Here is a 15718-nt window from a genome sequence, read left to right on the forward strand (position 1 = left end):
GGCGGCCGGGTGCGCTAGCCTATCGCGGGGAGCCGTGGAGAGCCGCATGCGCATCGTCGAGTTCGTGGTGGCCGTGGTGGCGCTGATCGCGCTGTTCGGCTGGCTGGTCGGGCGGCCGCATACGCTCGAGTCGCTGCAACGCCAGGACACGCCTGACGACACTAGGCATCTCGATCCCCATCACGGCAACGATCGCGACGCAGGCGCGGGTGGCGACGCGGAAGGCGACGATGACTGAGCCGCGCTGGGACGGTCTGATCGTCGGCGCCGGCCTCGCCACGCTCGATGGCGAGGCCTATGGCGCGATCGAGGACGGCGCGGTCGCGTGGTCGGACGGCGTGCTCACCTTTGTCGGCCGCCGCGACGAGCTGCCCGGCGACGCAGCGTCGCTCGCTGATGAAGTGATCGAGGCGCGCGGCTGGATCACGCCTGGCCTGGTCGACTGCCATACCCATGCCGTCTTCGCGGGCGACCGCGCGGTCGAGTTCGAGATGCGCCTGGGCGGCGCGTCATACGAGGCGATCGCGCGCGCCGGCGGCGGCATCCTCTCCACTGTTCGCGCCGTGCGCGCGGCGGACGAGGATGCGCTGTTCGAGGCGTCGCGCCCGCGCGTCGAGGCGCTGATGCGCGACGGCGTGACCACCTTGGAGATCAAGTCCGGCTACGGGCTCGACTTCGAGAACGAGCGCAAGATGCTGCGCGTCGCGCGCCGCTTCGATGGCGACGGCCTCACCGTGCGCACTACCTACCTCGCCGCGCACGCGCTGCCGCCCGAATACGCCGGTCGCGCGGACGAGTACATCGATGCCGCCATCGACTGGCTGCCCCGCCTGCATGCCGAAGGCCTCGTCGATGCGGTCGACGCGTTCTGCGAGGGCATCGGCTTCTCGCCGTCGCAGACGCGCCGATTGTTCGAATGCGCACGCGCGCTCGGCCTGCCGGTCAAGCTGCATGCCGACCAGTTGAGCGACCTCGGCGGCGCGTCGATCGCGGCGGAATTCGGCGGGCTCTCGGCCGACCACGTCGAGCACACCAGCGAAGCGGGCGTGGCCGCGATGGCGGCCGCCGGCACCGTCGCGGTACTGCTGCCCGGCGCCTTCCATGTACTGCGCGAAACCAGGCTGCCGCCGCTCGAACTGTTCCGCAAGCACGGCGTGCCGATGGCCGTTGCGACCGACTGCAATCCCGGCACCTCTCCGCTGCTCTCGCTGCGACAGGCGATGCAGCTGGCCTGCACGCATTTCCGTCTGACGCCCGAGGACGCGCTGCGCGGCGCCACGACGCATGCCGCGCGCGCGCTCGGCCTTGCCGATCGCGGCGTACTGCGTGTCGGCCAGCGCGCCGACCTCACGCTCTGGCGCGTGCGCCATCCGGCCGAACTCTGCTACTGGCTCGGCGGCGACCTGCTCGATGCGAGCTGGGTCGCCGGCCGACGCCGCTCCTGATTACCGCAACGTACGAGGATCCGATGCGCCGACCGCTCCTGCCCTGCCTGCTGCTGCTCGCCTCGCCGTTCGCCTTCGCGGCCGATCCGCTCGCGTCCGCGCGCGCGCTCGCCGACGAGGCCATCGTCGTCGACACCCACATCGACGCACCCGGCGAGCTGCTCGGCGGCTGGCGCGACCTCGGCGAACGCACGCCGGATCGCGAATTCGACTATCCCCGCGCACGCGAGGGCGGCCTCGATGTCGGCTTCATGTCGATCTACACCTCGCCGGGCGACGACGCGTCCAATGCGGCGTTCGAGAAGGCGCACAAGCAGATCGACGCGGTGGAGGCGATGGTCGGCCGCCATCCCGACCGCTTCGCCAAGCTCACCTCGCCAGGCGACGTAGAACGCCTGCGTCAGGGCGGCCGCGTGCTGCTCGCCCTCGGCATGGAGAACGGCGCGCCGATCGGCGACGACCTCTCGCGGCTCAAGCAGTTCCACGATCGCGGCGTACGCTACATGACGCTGGCGCACAGCCACAGCAACCGCATCGCCGACGGCTCGTACTCGCTGGATCGGCCGTGGAAGGGCCTGAGCCCGTTCGGCGAGAAGGTCGTCGCCGAGATGAACCGCCTCGGCATCATGGTCGACGTCTCGCATCTTTCCGACGAGTCGGTCCAGGACGTCCTGCGCGTGGCGAAGGCGCCGGTGATCGCCAGCCATTCGAGCCTGCGCCACTTCACGCCGGGCTTCGAGCGCAACCTCTCCGACGAACTCGCCAAGGCGATCGCGAAGACCGGCGGCGTGGTGCAGATCACCTTCGGCAGCGGCTTCGTCGATGCGAAGGCGGCCGCCAACACCACCGCGTATTTCCGCGAGGTCGCGAACTTCAAGCGCCGGCAGGACGAGGCCAAGGCGCGCGGCGAGGCGGTGCAGTCGATGGAGGAATGGGACGCCGCTTGGCAGGCGGCGCATCCCACGCCGACCACGCAGCTCTCGCAGGTGGTCGATCACATCGACTACGCGATCAAGCTGCTGGGCGAGGACCACGTCGGCCTCGGTTCCGACTTCGATGGCGTGGGCGGCGCGCTACCGGTCGGCCTGAAGAGCGTGGCGGACTATCCGAACCTGGTCGCCGCGCTGCGCGAGCGCGGTCATTCCGACGCGACCATCCGCAAGGTGCTGGGCGCCAACCTGCTGCGCGTCTGGCGGCAGGTCGAGGCCGCCGCCGCGCACTGATCGCGTCAACCGGCGTCGCAGCGGCGCGTTGGCCTCGACGGGCTCCCATGTCGAGGTCGCGATGCGCCGCCTGCCGCCGGTTCTGCTGGTCGTCCTGTTGGGAATCGCCGCGGTTGCGCTGGCGCAGGAGGGAGGCGGGCGGCTGCGGGAAACGTTGCGCGCGCGCGCCGCCGCACCACCGGTCGTTAGCCCGCGTGCGGGCGAGGCGATCGACGCGCCGGGCGACTATCGCGTCGAGCTGATGCACGACGGCCTGTCGCGCGAATACCGAATGCACGTGCCGCGCGGTTACCGGCGGGGACACCCGATGCCGCTGCTGGTCGCGCTGCACGGCGGCGGTGGCGACATGGACTGGCAGGCCGATGATTCGAAGTACGGGCTGATCTCCGCCGCCGAGCGCCGCGGCTTCATCGCCGTCTTCCCCAACGGTTTCAGCCGCCTGCCGGGCGGCCGGCTCGCTACGTGGAACGCGAGGCGCTGTTGCGGCCCGGCACGCGATCGCGACGTCGACGATGTGGGCTTCATCCGCGCGGTGGTCGCCGACGTCTCACGCACGCTCCACGTCGATCGCCGCCGCGTCTACGCCACCGGCATGTCGAACGGCGGGATGATGGCCTACAGGCTGGCCTGCGAAGCCCCGGACGTGTTCCGCGCGATCGCCGCGGTCGCCGGCACCGACAACACCTCGCGCTGCGAGCCATCGCCTGCGGTGTCCGTGCTGCACATCCACGCGCTGGACGACGACCACGTGCTGTTCGATGGCGGCGCCGGCGCGGGCGCCTTCCGCAATCCTGCGGCGGTGACCGATTTCGCGTCCGTTCCGGCGACCGTCGAGGCCTGGACGCACCGCAACGGCTGCCGCGCGCCGCCGCGCCGCATCGTCGACGTTCCCGGCGCTCATTGCGACCTGTATGCGGCCTGCGCGCAGGGCAGCAAGGTGCAGCTCTGCGTCACCGACGGCGGCGGGCATTCCTGGCCGGGCGGCAGCAAGGCGCGCGGCGCGCCTTCTCAGGCCATCGACGCCAACGACACGATGTGGGCCTTCTTCGATTCGCTCCGCGGCGCGCCCTGATCCCGCGCAAACAAAAAGCCCCGCGATGCGGGGCTTTTTTCGCAACCGCCGGAGCGGTGCTTATTCCTTGGCGGCCTTCTTGGCGACGACCTTCTTGGCCGGCGCCTTCGTGACCGACTTCGTCGCCTTCTTCGCGACCGGCGCGGAGGTCGAGCCGGTGGCCACGGCCGTCACGTGCTTGCGCGCGTTGCCGTAGCTGGAGTTGTAGCGCTTGCCCTTGGCGGTCTTGCGGTCGCCCTTACCCATGATGTCGCTCCTGAAAATATTGCGTACGGATGCCGCGCGACGCGGCGAAAACGAGGCGGGCGCGGTAGACCCACGCGGCTCGCGAAGCGCGAAAGCCTAGCACAGCCGCCCCGTCCGGCGGCTCAGAGGCCAGCGCGATGGGCCATCCGCAGGTTCACGCTGTGCGCGGCCGCGAGCGCGAAGCCGCCCAGGACCATGACCGCCGCGTGCCCCCAGCCGTGGTCGTGCAGCGGAGTGAACGAACCGAGCCAGATCAGCACGAGGCCCGGCACCAGCAGGGCCCAGGCACGGAACGTCCGATGGCGCCGGTAGCCGAGCGTCATCGTCGTCAGGCCGAGCAGCGTGGCGAACACCACGAACGCCTGGTCGATGTCCGCCCAGCCGCTGAACTCCAGCCCGAGCGCGGGCACCAGCGCCAACACCAACGGCACGATCGCGCAGTGGACGGCACAGACGAACGAGGCCGCGAACCCGACACGGTCGGCTGTACGGAGAGCGGTATCGGATTCGCGCATGACCAAAGGGGGATGTGGACCGGGTTTTGAAACAATATAACATTGCTTCAACCCACCCAGTGTAACGCCCACCCGCCCATGACGCCGTCGACGCTCTCCCGCACCGCATTGTTCGTCGCCATCGCCGCTGCGACGCCCGCCTTCGCCCAGGATGCCGGGCACGACCACGCCCACCAGCTCGACCGGGTCGTCGTGCATGCCACGCCCCTGCCGACCACCGCCGAGGACCTCACCCGTCCGGTCGAGGTGCTTTCCGGCGAGGCACTCGATGAAGCCAAGGCGTCCACGCTGGGCGAAACCGTGTCCCGGCTTCCGGGCGTGCAGACGTCCTATTTCGGCCCCGGCGTAGGGCGACCGATCGTGCGCGGTTTCGAGGGCGCGCGCGTTCAGGTGCTGAGCGACGGCCTGGCGGCCGGCGACGTCTCCACCGTGAGCGTCGACCACGCGGTGAGCATCGAGCCGTTCCTCGCCGATCAGATCGAGGTGCTCAAGGGCCCCGCGACCCTGCTCTACGGCAGTGGCGCTATCGGGGGCGCCGTCAACGTGGTCGACGGCCGCGTGCCCACGCGCGTCACCGACGCCCCCTTGCAGGGTCGGGCCGAGCTTCGGGGCAATACCGTCAACGACGAACGCACCGGGATGCTGCGGCTGGACGGCACCTCGGCCTCCGGCCATCTCGTTTTCCACGTCGATGCGCTTCATCGCGAAACCGGCGACTACGACATCCCGGGCTTCGCTGAGTCCGCGGGTGCGCATGCGGCACATGCCGAGGACGAGGCCGAGGCGGACGAGCCGGGTGCTTACGGCGTGCTGCCCAACAGCGCCGTCCGCACCGATTCGGGCGCACTGGGCCTGTCCTGGATCGGCGAGCGCGGATTCGTTGGTGTGAGCCAGAGCCTCTACAACACCCGCTACGGCATCCCCGCCGAAGCGCATGCCCATTCGCACGAAGGCGAAGAGGCCGAGTCGGAAGAGGAAGCCCCCGTGCACATCCTGCTGGACCAGCGCAGGACCGAAGCGCGCGCCGGCCTCGACCGCGCGGGCCCCTTCGAGACCGCGCGCCTGAAGTTGGCCCGGACCACGTATACCCACACCGAATTCGAGGGCGACGAGATCGGTACGGTGTTCGACAACGACACCGTCGAGGGCCGGCTGGAGCTTGCCCATCGTGCGGTCGCCGGCTGGACCGGCGCCTTCGGTGCGCAATGGTCGCGCCGCGACTTCGAGGCGGTCGGCGAGGAAGCCTTCGTGCCGAGTTCCCGCTCGAACGATGCGGGGCTGTTCTGGATCGGTCGCCACGGCTTCGGCCAGTTCGCCGCGGAACTCGGCGTGCGCCACGACCGCAACGAAGTGGACGTCGACGCGACTTCGGCGACCGGCCCGAGCCGCTCCTTCGACACGACGAGCGCCTCGGCGGCCCTGCGCTGGGACGCGACGCCGGACCTCCACGTCTCGTTCGGCATGGACCGCGCGCAGCGCTCGCCGACCGCCGAGGAGCTCTACTCCAGCGGCCTGCATGTGGCCACGGGCAGCTTCGAGCTCGGTGATCCCACGCTCGACGTCGAAACCGCGAACCGTGCCGAAGTCGGCCTGCACTGGCATCGCGGCCCGCTGAAGCTGAGCGCCTCCGCCTACGCCGTCCGCTTCGACAATTTCATCTACCTCGCCGATACCAACATCGACGAGGAGGCGCCCGTTCGCGTCTGGGCGCAGGCGGATGCGCGCTTCCACGGCGCGGAGGCCGAACTCGATTGGACCTTCTTCGACAACGGCGAGGACCGCTTCGGCCTGCGCCTCTTCGGCGACACCGTGCGCGCGCGCCTGGCCGGCTCCGGGGCCCGCACGACCGACGTCGCGGTACCCCATGGGGACCATACCCATGACTACACCACCGACATCGCGCTCGGCGGCAACCTGCCTCGCATCGCGCCATCCCGCATCGGCGGCGAGATGCGCTGGGAGCGGGGACCGTGGCGCGCCTCGCTGGGAGCGATCCGCTACGCCCGGCAGGACCGCGTCGCCCGGTTGGAGGAGGAGACGCCCGGCTACACGCTCGTCGACGCCCACCTTACGTGGCACCTCGACACGCGCAACGAGACGGCGTGGGAACTGTTCCTCGACGGCACCAACCTGTTGGACGAGGACGCGCGGGTGCACACCTCGTTCCTGAAGGACTACGCGCCTCTGCCGGGGCGAGGCATCGCGTTCGGAGTGCGTGCGTTCTTCTGATCGCGCTGTCCGCAACGACCTGGTCGCGAGACAGCCCGGCAATTGCCGGGCTGTCTCGTTCGACTGGGCGCGGTGCCATCGGGCACGACCGCGAAACGGCGATGTCGAGGCGTCGGGACCGGCGTCGGCCCGCACATCCATGTATGCGTGATGCGGTAGCGCGCGACCCGCCTTGCTCAGTCGCGATCGGCCGTGTCCGCCGCGGCGCAGGCGGCGCACAGCCCATGCACTTCGAGCGTCTGCGCGCGCGGACTGAAGCCCAGCGCACCCGCGCGGTCGTCGAGCAGCTTCACCACCTGCAGGTCTTCCAGCTCGATGGCGCTCTGGCAGACGTCGCAGATCAGGAACGGCACGGCATGGCGCTCGCCGCCCGGATGGTGGCAGGCGACGAAGGCATTGATCGACGACAGCTTGTGGATGAAGCCGTTCTCGAGCAGGAAATCGAGCGCGCGATACACCGTCGGCGGCGCCGCGCCCTCGTGCGTGGCCTTCATGCGATCGAGCAGCTCGTAGGCCTTGAGCGGGCGGCCGGCGTCGGCGATCAGCCGCAGGGCGCTGGCGCGCAGCGGCGTGAGCCGCAGTCCGCGCGCCTCGCAGGAACGCTCGACTTCCGCGACGAAGGCATCGCCCGAGTAAACGTGATGATGCGGATCGGTGCAGCGGTCGTCGTGCGCCATGGCGGCCTCAGTCTTCCGCGGACAGCTTCGCGATCGCCGCCTCGATGCGTAGCAGCGCCTCGTCGCGGCCGGCGAGGTAAACGGTGTGCGCGATGTCGGGCGATACCTGCGTGCCGGTGATCGCCACGCGCAGCGGCTGGGCGACCTTGCCCATGCCGACCTCGCAGGCGGCGGCGACGTCGTGCAGCACCATCGACACGGACTCCGGCGACCACGTCTTCAGCTCGCCCAGGCGCGCGCGTGCCTCGGTGAGCGGGCGACGCGCGGCCGCAGTGAGGTGCTTGGCGACGGCCGCGTCGTCGTAGCTGGTCAGCGGCTGGAACCACACCGCGGCGCGCTCGGCCATGTCCTTCAGCGTCTGCACGCGGTCGCGCAGTGCGACGACAAGGTCGGCGGCCTTCGGCCCGCGCGCGGGATCAAGGCCCTGCTGCTGCAGATGCCAATCCAGATGCTTCGCCACCGTGTCCGGATCATCGCTCTTGAGGTACTGCTGGTTGAGCCAGCCGAGCTTGGCCGGATCCAGGCGCGAGGCCTTGGCATTGACGTCCTTGAGGTCGAACAGGCGCGTCATCTCTTCGATCGAGAAGATCTCCTGGTCGCCATGCGACCAGCCGAGGCGAACCAGGTAGTTCAGCAGCGCGTGCGGGAGGTAGCCCATCTCGCGGTACTGCATGACGTCGGCCGCGCCGGTGCGCTTGGAGAGCTTGGCGCCGTGCTCGTCGAGGATCATCGGCAGGTGCGCGAAGTGCGGCACCGGCGCGTTGAGCGCGTGGTAGATGTTGATCTGCCGCGGGGTGTTGTTGACGTGGTCGTCGCCGCGCACCACGTCGGTGATGCGCATGTCGATGTCGTCGACCACCACCGCGAAGTTGTAGGTGGGATAGCCGTCGGAACGGAAGATCACCAGGTCGTCAAGCTCGTCGTTGCTGATCTCGATGCGGCCCTTGACCTTGTCCTCCCACACCACGCTGCCGCCCTGCGGGTTCTTGAAGCGGATGACGCGGTTCGGGTCGTCGCGCAGACCGGCGTTCTGCTCGCGGTAGGCGCCGTTGTAGCGGGGCTTCTCGTTCCTCGCCATCGCGGCCTCGCGCATGGCCTCGAGTTCTTCCTTGGTCTCGTAGGCGTAGTACGCCTTGCCTGCGGCGACGAGCTGCTCCGCCACCTGCCGGTAACGGTCGAGACGGTGGGTCTGGTAGATCGGGCCTTCGTCGTAGTCGAGGCCGAGCCAGTCCATCGCCTCGAGGATCGCGTCGATCGCGGCCTGGGTGCTCCGCTCCTGGTCGGTGTCCTCGATGCGCAGCACGAACTCGCCGCCGTGGCGACGCGCTTCCAGCCAGCAGTACAGCGCCGTGCGGGCGCCGCCGATGTGGAGGTAGCCCGTGGGACTGGGCGCGAAGCGGGTACGGCTGGTCATGCGGCGGCTCGGCGGAAACGGTCCGCGATTTTACCGCCTGCGGGGAACCGGGCCGGTCGTCAGCCCTCGACGTCCACCATCAGCCAGTAGCCCTCGTGGTCGTCGGGCTGGCGCGGCAGTGCCTCCAGACGGGTCGGCTCCGGCATGGCGCCCGCCCCGCCGTGGCCGGCGATCGCCGCGCGGATCGCGTCGTCCAGCAGGTCCAAGCGCTCGGCGAGCGCCCGGCAACCGGGGAAATCGGGCAGCACGGCGTGGTATCGCCGCTGCTCGTCGCGGCGCACGAAGGCGAAGTAGGCCAGGCTCATCCGCGCGTGCCCGGCCGGGTACCGCCGCGTTGCGCGTGGCTGGAAGATTCCCTGTACATGCCGTCCGCCCCCCCGGTCGTGATCGGTCGATCCGACTATACGCCTGCGCTCCGGGGCACCGATGCGCACGCACGGCACTTGCCATCCCTCGGCCGCGCTGCGCAAGGACGCGCAACGCGCCACCTACAATGCCGGCATGGCCACCCTCTTTATTTCCGACCTGCACCTCGACGAGTCGCGTCCGGACATCACCGCGCTGTTCCTGCGCTTCCTGCGGGATGAGGCGCGCGGCGCGCGGGCGCTCTACATCCTCGGCGACCTGTTCGAGGCCTGGGTCGGCGACGACGATCCGTCGCCGGTTGGCGCAGCGGTCGCCGCGGGCACGCGCGCGCTCGCCGACACCGGCACGCCGGTGTTCTTCATTCGCGGCAACCGCGATTTCCTGCTCGGCGCGGACTATGCCGCGCGCGCCGGCATGCGGATCCTCAACGATCCCTCGGTGATCCTGCTCGACGGCCGCCCCATGCTGCTACTGCACGGCGACCTGCTGTGCACCGACGACACCGGCTACATGGCGTTCCGCGCGCAGACGCGGGATCCGCGCTGGCAGGCGCAGTTCCTCGCGCAACCGCTGGCGGCGCGGCTGGCGTTCGCGCGACAGGCGCGCGAGCAGAGCCGGCAGGCGCAGGCCGCGCTGCGCGAGGCCGGCACGATGGAGACGATCACCGACGTCGCGCCGACAGCGGTCACCAGCCATTTCGCGCGCTACGGCGTCGACCTGATGATCCACGGCCATACGCATCGCCCGGCCGTGCATACGTTGGACGCGGGCGGTCGCGAATGCCGCCGTGTCGTGCTGGGCGACTGGTACGAGCAGGGCTCGGTGCTGCGAGTGGACGGCGACGCGATCGAGCTCTCGACCCTGGCCTGACGCAGCCGCGATTCAGTTCGCCAGCGACTCCAGCGACTCGAGTTCCTCGGCGTCGAAGCCGGCCTCCAGCCGCGCTTCCCGGTTGAACGGCCCGTACAGCACGGCGCGCGCATAGTCGGCCAGCAACGCCTTGAACGTCGACTGCGGCTCCAGCCCGCGCTGCGCGCAGTGCCAGCGGAACCAGCGGCTGCCCGCGGCGACGTGGGCGACTTCCTCGCGCAGGATCACCTCCAGCACGTCGGCGGTCGTGTCGTCGCCCAGCTGGCGCAGCTTCACGATCATGCCCGGCGTGACGTCGAGCCCGCGCGCCTCCAGCACGCGCGGCACCAGCGCCATGCGCGCGAGGCCGTCGTGCGCGGTCTTCTCGGCCATTTCCCACAGGCCGTTGTGCGCGTCGAAATCGCCGTAGTCCCGACCCATCGACGCGAGGCGCGCGCGCAGCATCGTGAAGTGGCGCGCCTCGTCGTTGGCGACCGCCACCCAGTCCTCGTAGAACTTCGCTGGCATGCCGCGGTAGCGGTAGACGGCGTCCCAGGCGAGGTCGATCGCGTTGAACTCGATGTGCGCGATCGCGTGCACGAACGCGGCGAGGCCCTCGGGGGTACCGAAGCCGCGCTTGGGGAGATCGCGCGCGTGCACGAGGCGCGGTCGCTCCGGGCGGCCGGGCATTGCGATCGGTTCGGGGCCCGGCGCATCGGTGCGCGGCAGGACCGCGCCGCGCTGGAAGCGCTCGAACGCGTCGAAGGTGCAGGCGACCTTCTCGTCGGGCGAGGCAGCGCGCAGGCAGAGCAGCGCCGCCGCGTGAAGGCAGCCGGGCATCAGGCCGCGTCGTCGCCGTCGTCGATGGGACCCGCGGCGCGCGAGCATTCCCAGCCGTCAGGGTAGCCGCCGAAGGATTCGGCGAGCACGGTCAGCTCCTTCTCGAGCCTGGTGATATCCCCATGGCGCGGCGCCATGTGCCGGCTCGCGGTCACCTGCCAGATGCCGTCCTCGACCAGCGCCGGCACCGACACGATGAGGTCGGGTTGCAGCTTGGCCGCATCGGCGAAGGCGGCCGCCGCGGCCTCGTCGGCGAACACGAGGTGGAAGTCGATCTCGCGCGGGATGGTGAGGTCGTCGCCGTCCTCGAGCATGGCGCGCAGCACGTCGCCGTTCTCGTCGTCGGGCAGCATCGCGAACTGCAGTGATTTCATGTCAGCCGGCCTTCCGCGCCTGCTTGGCGGCATCGGAGCGCAGCTGCTGGATGCGCTCGAAGTAGCCCGGCTCCACGCCGGTGACGTATTCGCCGGAGAAGCACGACGAATCGAAGTGCTCGATGCGGTGCTTGGGGCCGGACACCGCGTCCTCCAGATCGGCGAGGTCCTGGTAGATCAGCCAGTCGCAGCCGAGCAGCTCCTGCACTTGCTCGTCGGTGCGGCCGTGCGCGACGAGTTCCTCGGCCGACGGCATGTCGATGCCGTAGATGTTCGGAAAACGCACCGGCGGCGCGGCGGAGGCGAGGTAGACCTTGTTGGCGCCGGCGTCGCGAGCCATCTGCACGATCTGCTTTGACGTGGTGCCGCGCACGATCGAGTCGTCGACCAGCAGCACGTTGCGCCGGCGGAATTCCAGCGGGATCGGATTGAGCTTGCGGCGCACCGACTTCGCGCGCTCACCCTGCCCCGGCATGATGAAGGTGCGCCCGACGTATCGGTTCTTGATGAAGCCCTCGCGGTACTTCACGCCGAGCACATTGGCGATTTCCAGCGCGGCGTCGCGCGAGGTATCGGGAATCGGGATGACCACGTCGATGTCGTGGTCCGGACGCAGGCGCAGGATCTTCTCGCCGAGCTTCTGGCCCATGCGCATGCGCGCCTTGTGCACCGACACGTCGTCCATCATCGAATCGGGGCGCGCGAAGTAGACGTATTCGAAGATGCACGGCGAGACCGGCCTTTCCTCGGCGCACTGGCGCGCGTGCAGCGTGCCGTCCTTGGTGACGACGATGCCCTCGCCGGGGCGCACGTCGCGCAGGCGTTCGTAGCCGAGCAGGTCGAGCGCGACCGACTCGGACGCGATCGCGTATTCGTCGCCGCCCTCGCGCACGCGCTTGCCGATCACCAGCGGGCGCACGCCGTTCTGGTCGCGGAACGCCACCAGCCCGAAGCCGAGCACGGTGATGACCACCGCGTAGCCGCCCACGCAGCGGCGATGCACGCCCTCGATCGCACGGAACACCGACTCGGGTGTCAGCTCGCCCTGCGTGTCGAGCTCGTGCGCGAATACGTTGAGCAGCACTTCCGAGTCGGACTCGGTATTGACGTTGCGCTTGTCCTGCTCGAACACCTCGCGGCGCAGCGCGTCGGTATTGATCAGGTTGCCGTTATGGGCGAGTGCGATGCCGTAGGGCGAGTTGACGTAGAACGGCTGCGCCTCGTCGCAACCGGCGCTGCCGGCGGTGGGATAGCGGCAGTGGCCGATGCCGAAGTTGCCGTGCAGCAGTTGCATCGACGCTTCGTCGAAGACGTCACTGACCAGGCCGTTGCCCTTGTGCACGCGGATCTTGGTGCCGCTGGCGGTGGCGATGCCCGCGGCGTCCTGGCCGCGGTGCTGGAGCACGGTCAGCCCGTCATAGAGCTGGCCCGCGACGTCGCTGTGGCCGACGATTCCGATGATGCCGCACATGGTTCGGTGTCCTGCAGAAAAATCAGGCGGGAAGACCCGGTAATGGGGGCATGACCGGGAAGTTTCGAGCGGGCGCATTCCCGTCGAGGTCGAGGCGCTCGCGCGCCCAGACCGGCAGCCAGGTCGACAGCCAGCGCGCGCCGGGCTTGAACACCGGCAGCAGCGCCGACGCCTGCCAGTGCGGCTGGCGCGTGACCGGCGTGAAACCGAGCATCAGCACGATTACACAGGCCATCGCGAAGCCGCGCAGGCCGCCCAGCGCGAGGCCGAGCATGCGATCGACGCCGTCCAGTCCCGCCGCGCGCAGCATGCGCCGGGCAATGAAGGCGAAGATCGCGACCACCAGCGACGTGGCGAGAAAACACAGGCCGTAGCCGGCGAGCAGCTGCGCGGGCGTCGGGTCATAGCCGTCGGACAGCATGCGGGCGACGCCGCCGCCGAGCGTGATCGCGCAGATGCCGCCCAGCAGCCATGCCGCGAGCGAGGCGATGACACCGACGAAGCCGCGCATCAGGCCCGTCAGCGCGGAGACGCCGAGGATCGCCAGCAGCAGCCAGTCGATCGGGCCCATCGATCAGGGATGCTGCCGCACGATGCCGCTCACGCCGACCTTCGCGGCCACCTGCGCGCGCAGCGCATCGGCCTGCGCGCGATCCGGCACCGGCCCGACGCGTACGCGGCTGAGCGTGCCGCGATCGGTATTCACCTGTTCGACGAAGGCGGAGAAACCCGCGGCCCGCACGCGGTCGCGCAGGCGCGTGGCCTCGTCGGCATTGGCGAACGCGCCGAGCTGCACGGCGAAACCGACGCCGGCGGCGGCCGGCGCGGTCGTCGGCGACGGCGGCACCGGCGGCGTGACCGGACGCGGCGGCTCGCTGGCGGCGGGCGTGGTGCGGTCGGTACCGGCCGTGACGGTGGTCGCCGGCGTCGTGGCGGCCGTGCGCGGCGCGGTCGCGACGGTGGTGGCGGGCGTGGTCGGCGGCAGCGCGACGGGCTTGGCGGCGGGCGTGGCCGGCAGCGCCGTGGTCTGGGCCCCCGCGGCGGCGGCCGACGGCGTAGCGGCATCCAGCACCACTACCTTCGCGTTCACGTCGCTGCGAACGCGCGCCGCAGCCAGGCGCGCGGTTTCGGCATCGGCAGACGTCGGATACGGGCCGATGCGCACGCGGTAGACGGTTCGCGTGCCGAGCGTGGTCGGTTCCTGATACGCAGGCAGTCGCGCCGCGGCCAACGCGGCCACTACGCGCGCGGCGTCGGTCGTCGTCGCATAGCTGCCGAAGTTCACCGCGTAGTCGCCGGCGGCGGTCGTCGGGCCGGCGGGTGCGACGGCCGGCGTCGCACCGGCCGGCGGCTCGACGGGCGTCGCGGTTACCGGCGCCTGCGTGTCGGCGGGCGTTGCGAGCGGCAGGTCGAACGTGCGCGTGTCGCCATTGGCTTCGGCCGGCGCGTTCGGCACGCGCAATGGCACCCGCGAGGCGCCACTGTCGGGGGCCGGGTCCATCACCAGAAGGGGCAGGAAGACCACTGCGAGGGCGACGAGTACCGCCGCGCCGAGCAGCCGCTGTTTCAGGGCAGGTTCCATCGGGTCCGCAGGCGGCGGGGAGCGGCCCGCCTTCTCGACGCGAATTATACGCGTCGCCCCCGCCCTGCCCGGCCGCCGTCGGCGCGGTTCAGCCGGCGGCGGCGGAAGCGTCCGCGCCGAGCAGCCGCAGGGCCGCGGCGGCGGTGTGGAAGGAGCCGAACACCAGCACACGGTCGCCCGGCTGCGGTGCGATGCCGGTCAGCGCTGTCTCAACGTCCGCCCAGCGCGTCGCGCCGGCGGCTGCCGTGTCCTGCAGGCGCGCGGCCGTGGCCTCGACGTCGGTGCCGCGCGGGCCGTGGCCAGCCAGGCCCGCGACATGCCAGGCATCGATGCGGCCATCCAGTGCCCGCACGATGCCCGCCGCGTCCTTGTCGCCGAGCGCAGCGAACAGCGCATGCACGCGGCCGCTCGCGGGCGCGCCGTCGAGCCAGCCGGCCAGCTGGCGCGCGGCCTGCGGGTTGTGCGCGACGTCGACCACGTACTCGACGCCGCCGCGCTCGATGCGCTGCAGCCGCGCGGGCACCCGTGCGCCGGCGACGCCCTCGCGCAGCGCGCATTCGTCGATGACGAGCGGGCTCGCCCGCAGCGCGGCGATCGCGACCGCCGCATTACGCAGTTGCGCAGGCGCGGCGAGCGCCGGCATCGGCAGTTCGGCCTCGAAACCGACTTCGCGCCAGCCCCAGCCGTTCGCGTCGGCATCGCGATCGATGAAGAAGTCGCAGCCGATCCGCCAGGCTTTCGCGCCGATCGCGTACGCATGACGCAGCACGCTGGACGGCGGGTCGTCGTCGCCCAGTACCAGCGGCTTCCATGCGCGTGCGATCCCGGCTTTCTCGAAACCGATCGTCTCGACGTCGTCGCCCAGCCAGTCCTGGTGATCGAGGTCGACGGTGGTAATCACCGCCACGTCGGCGTCGACGAGATTGGTCGCATCCAGCCGGCCGCCGAGGCCGACCTCGAGGATCGCGAGGTCGAGCCGCGCGCGCTCGAACAGCCCCAGCGCGGCGAGCGTGCCGACTTCGAAATAGGTGAGCGTGGTATCGCCACGCGCGGCCTCGATCGCTTCGAAGGCCTCGACGATGGCCGCGTCGTCGGCGTCGCGGCCGTCGATGCGGATGCGCTCGTTGTAGCGCAGCAGGTGCGGCGACGTGTACGCGCCGACGCGCAGCCCCTGCGCGCGCGCGATCGCTTCGATGAACGCGACGTTCGAGCCCTTGCCGTTGGTGCCGCCGACGGTGATCACCACCGGCGCCGGGCGCGCCAGCCCCAGCCGCGCATGCACGGTGCGGATGCGGTCGAGGCCGAGGTCGATCGAGCGCGGATGCTGGCGCTCGAGGCGCTCGAGCCAGTCGTTGAGGGCGGTGGACATCGGTGGCCGGGCGGGAAAAGGCGCGCGATTGTCGCCGATCGCGGCG

Annotated in this window: 17 protein-coding genes; 6 read left to right on the forward strand and 11 right to left on the reverse strand. The window is 70.5% G+C overall.

The annotated features are described in order from the left end of the window. Window positions 1-46: 46 nt before the first annotated feature. The 4 genes from IE066_RS08290 to IE066_RS08305 all read left to right on the forward strand — a co-directional run bounded on the left by IE066_RS08290 (window position 47) and on the right by IE066_RS08305 (window position 3740). Window positions 47-238, forward strand: a complete 192-nt coding sequence (locus IE066_RS08290; RefSeq protein ID WP_189448582.1) for a hypothetical protein — start codon at window positions 47-49, stop codon at window positions 236-238. Further along, a complete protein-coding gene (hutI, locus tag IE066_RS08295) occupies window positions 231-1445 on the forward strand; it encodes an imidazolonepropionase (RefSeq protein ID WP_189448585.1) in 1215 nt (404 codons plus the stop codon). Before IE066_RS08290 ends, hutI begins: the two co-directional genes overlap by 8 nt. Before the next feature lie 23 nt (window positions 1446-1468). Continuing rightward, the gene (locus IE066_RS08300) at window positions 1469-2668 is read left to right on the forward strand and encodes a dipeptidase (protein WP_189448588.1); all 1200 of its coding nucleotides are present in this window, start codon (window positions 1469-1471) and stop codon (window positions 2666-2668) included. Window positions 2669-2729: 61 nt separating this feature from the next. Further along, window positions 2730-3740, forward strand: coding sequence for an extracellular catalytic domain type 1 short-chain-length polyhydroxyalkanoate depolymerase (locus tag IE066_RS08305; protein ID WP_189448590.1), 1011 nt, complete (start codon window positions 2730-2732; stop codon window positions 3738-3740). A gap of 60 nt (window positions 3741-3800) precedes the next feature. Here IE066_RS08305 and IE066_RS08310 read toward each other — a convergent pair whose 3' ends face one another. Beyond that, window positions 3801-3986: a 30S ribosomal protein THX gene (locus tag IE066_RS08310; RefSeq protein ID WP_189448593.1), complete on the reverse strand. Its 186-nt coding sequence runs from the start codon at window positions 3984-3986 to the stop codon at window positions 3801-3803. Window positions 3987-4108: 122 nt separating this feature from the next. Further along, entirely contained in the window at window positions 4109-4501 is a 393-nt protein-coding gene (locus IE066_RS08315; RefSeq protein ID WP_189448595.1) for a MerC domain-containing protein, read from the reverse strand. A 78-nt stretch (window positions 4502-4579) separates the two neighbouring features. On the opposite strand from IE066_RS08315, the gene IE066_RS08320 reads away from it, so the two are divergent. Next, window positions 4580-6730, forward strand: coding sequence for a TonB-dependent receptor (locus IE066_RS08320; RefSeq protein WP_189448597.1), 2151 nt, complete (start codon window positions 4580-4582; stop codon window positions 6728-6730). Between the two features lie 176 nt (window positions 6731-6906). On the opposite strand, the gene IE066_RS08325 is transcribed toward IE066_RS08320, so the two are convergent. Genes IE066_RS08325 through IE066_RS08335 form a run of 3 tightly spaced genes read right to left on the reverse strand, consistent with a single transcriptional unit; the run spans window position 6907 to window position 9126 of the window. Further along, complete coding sequence (locus tag IE066_RS08325) at window positions 6907-7407, reverse strand: transcriptional repressor (RefSeq protein WP_189448600.1); 501 nt, start codon at window positions 7405-7407, stop codon at window positions 6907-6909. Window positions 7408-7414: 7 nt separating this feature from the next. Next, window positions 7415-8821 (reverse strand): glutamate--tRNA ligase, encoded by a 1407-nt coding sequence (gene gltX, locus IE066_RS08330; protein ID WP_189448602.1) that lies wholly within the window; start codon window positions 8819-8821, stop codon window positions 7415-7417. A 59-nt stretch (window positions 8822-8880) separates the two neighbouring features. Further along, window positions 8881-9126 carry a type II toxin-antitoxin system HicB family antitoxin gene (locus tag IE066_RS08335; RefSeq protein ID WP_189448605.1) on the reverse strand — a complete coding sequence of 82 codons (246 nt, stop codon included), beginning with the start codon at window positions 9124-9126 and terminating at the stop codon, window positions 8881-8883. Between the two features lie 196 nt (window positions 9127-9322). Between IE066_RS08335 and lpxH the strand changes: the two genes are divergently transcribed. Next, window positions 9323-10057: a UDP-2,3-diacylglucosamine diphosphatase gene (gene lpxH / locus IE066_RS08340; protein ID WP_189448607.1), complete on the forward strand. Its 735-nt coding sequence runs from the start codon at window positions 9323-9325 to the stop codon at window positions 10055-10057. A gap of 12 nt (window positions 10058-10069) precedes the next feature. On the opposite strand, the gene IE066_RS08345 is transcribed toward lpxH, so the two are convergent. From IE066_RS08345 to folC, 6 genes are all read right to left on the reverse strand, one after another. Further along, window positions 10070-10876 (reverse strand): ferritin-like domain-containing protein, encoded by an 807-nt coding sequence (locus tag IE066_RS08345; RefSeq protein ID WP_189448610.1) that lies wholly within the window; start codon window positions 10874-10876, stop codon window positions 10070-10072. Beyond that, complete coding sequence (locus IE066_RS08350) at window positions 10876-11250, reverse strand: ribonuclease E inhibitor RraB (RefSeq protein WP_189448613.1); 375 nt, start codon at window positions 11248-11250, stop codon at window positions 10876-10878. Before IE066_RS08350 ends, IE066_RS08345 begins: the two co-directional genes overlap by 1 nt. Before the next feature lies 1 nt (window position 11251). Beyond that, window positions 11252-12721, reverse strand: coding sequence for an amidophosphoribosyltransferase (gene purF, locus IE066_RS08355; RefSeq protein WP_189448614.1), 1470 nt, complete (start codon window positions 12719-12721; stop codon window positions 11252-11254). A 22-nt stretch (window positions 12722-12743) separates the two neighbouring features. Further along, a complete protein-coding gene (locus tag IE066_RS08360; RefSeq protein ID WP_189448617.1) occupies window positions 12744-13292 on the reverse strand; it encodes a CvpA family protein in 549 nt (182 codons plus the stop codon). 3 nt (window positions 13293-13295) lie between these two features. Beyond that, a complete protein-coding gene (locus IE066_RS08365; RefSeq protein ID WP_189448620.1) occupies window positions 13296-14303 on the reverse strand; it encodes an SPOR domain-containing protein in 1008 nt (335 codons plus the stop codon). Window positions 14304-14391: 88 nt separating this feature from the next. Then, window positions 14392-15672 (reverse strand): bifunctional tetrahydrofolate synthase/dihydrofolate synthase, encoded by a 1281-nt coding sequence (folC, locus tag IE066_RS08370; RefSeq protein WP_189448623.1) that lies wholly within the window; start codon window positions 15670-15672, stop codon window positions 14392-14394. Window positions 15673-15718 lie beyond the last annotated feature (46 nt).

The sequence above is a fragment of the Cognatilysobacter xinjiangensis genome, assembly GCF_014651995.1.
In the GTDB taxonomy this organism is placed as follows: domain Bacteria; phylum Pseudomonadota; class Gammaproteobacteria; order Xanthomonadales; family Xanthomonadaceae; genus Cognatilysobacter; species Cognatilysobacter xinjiangensis.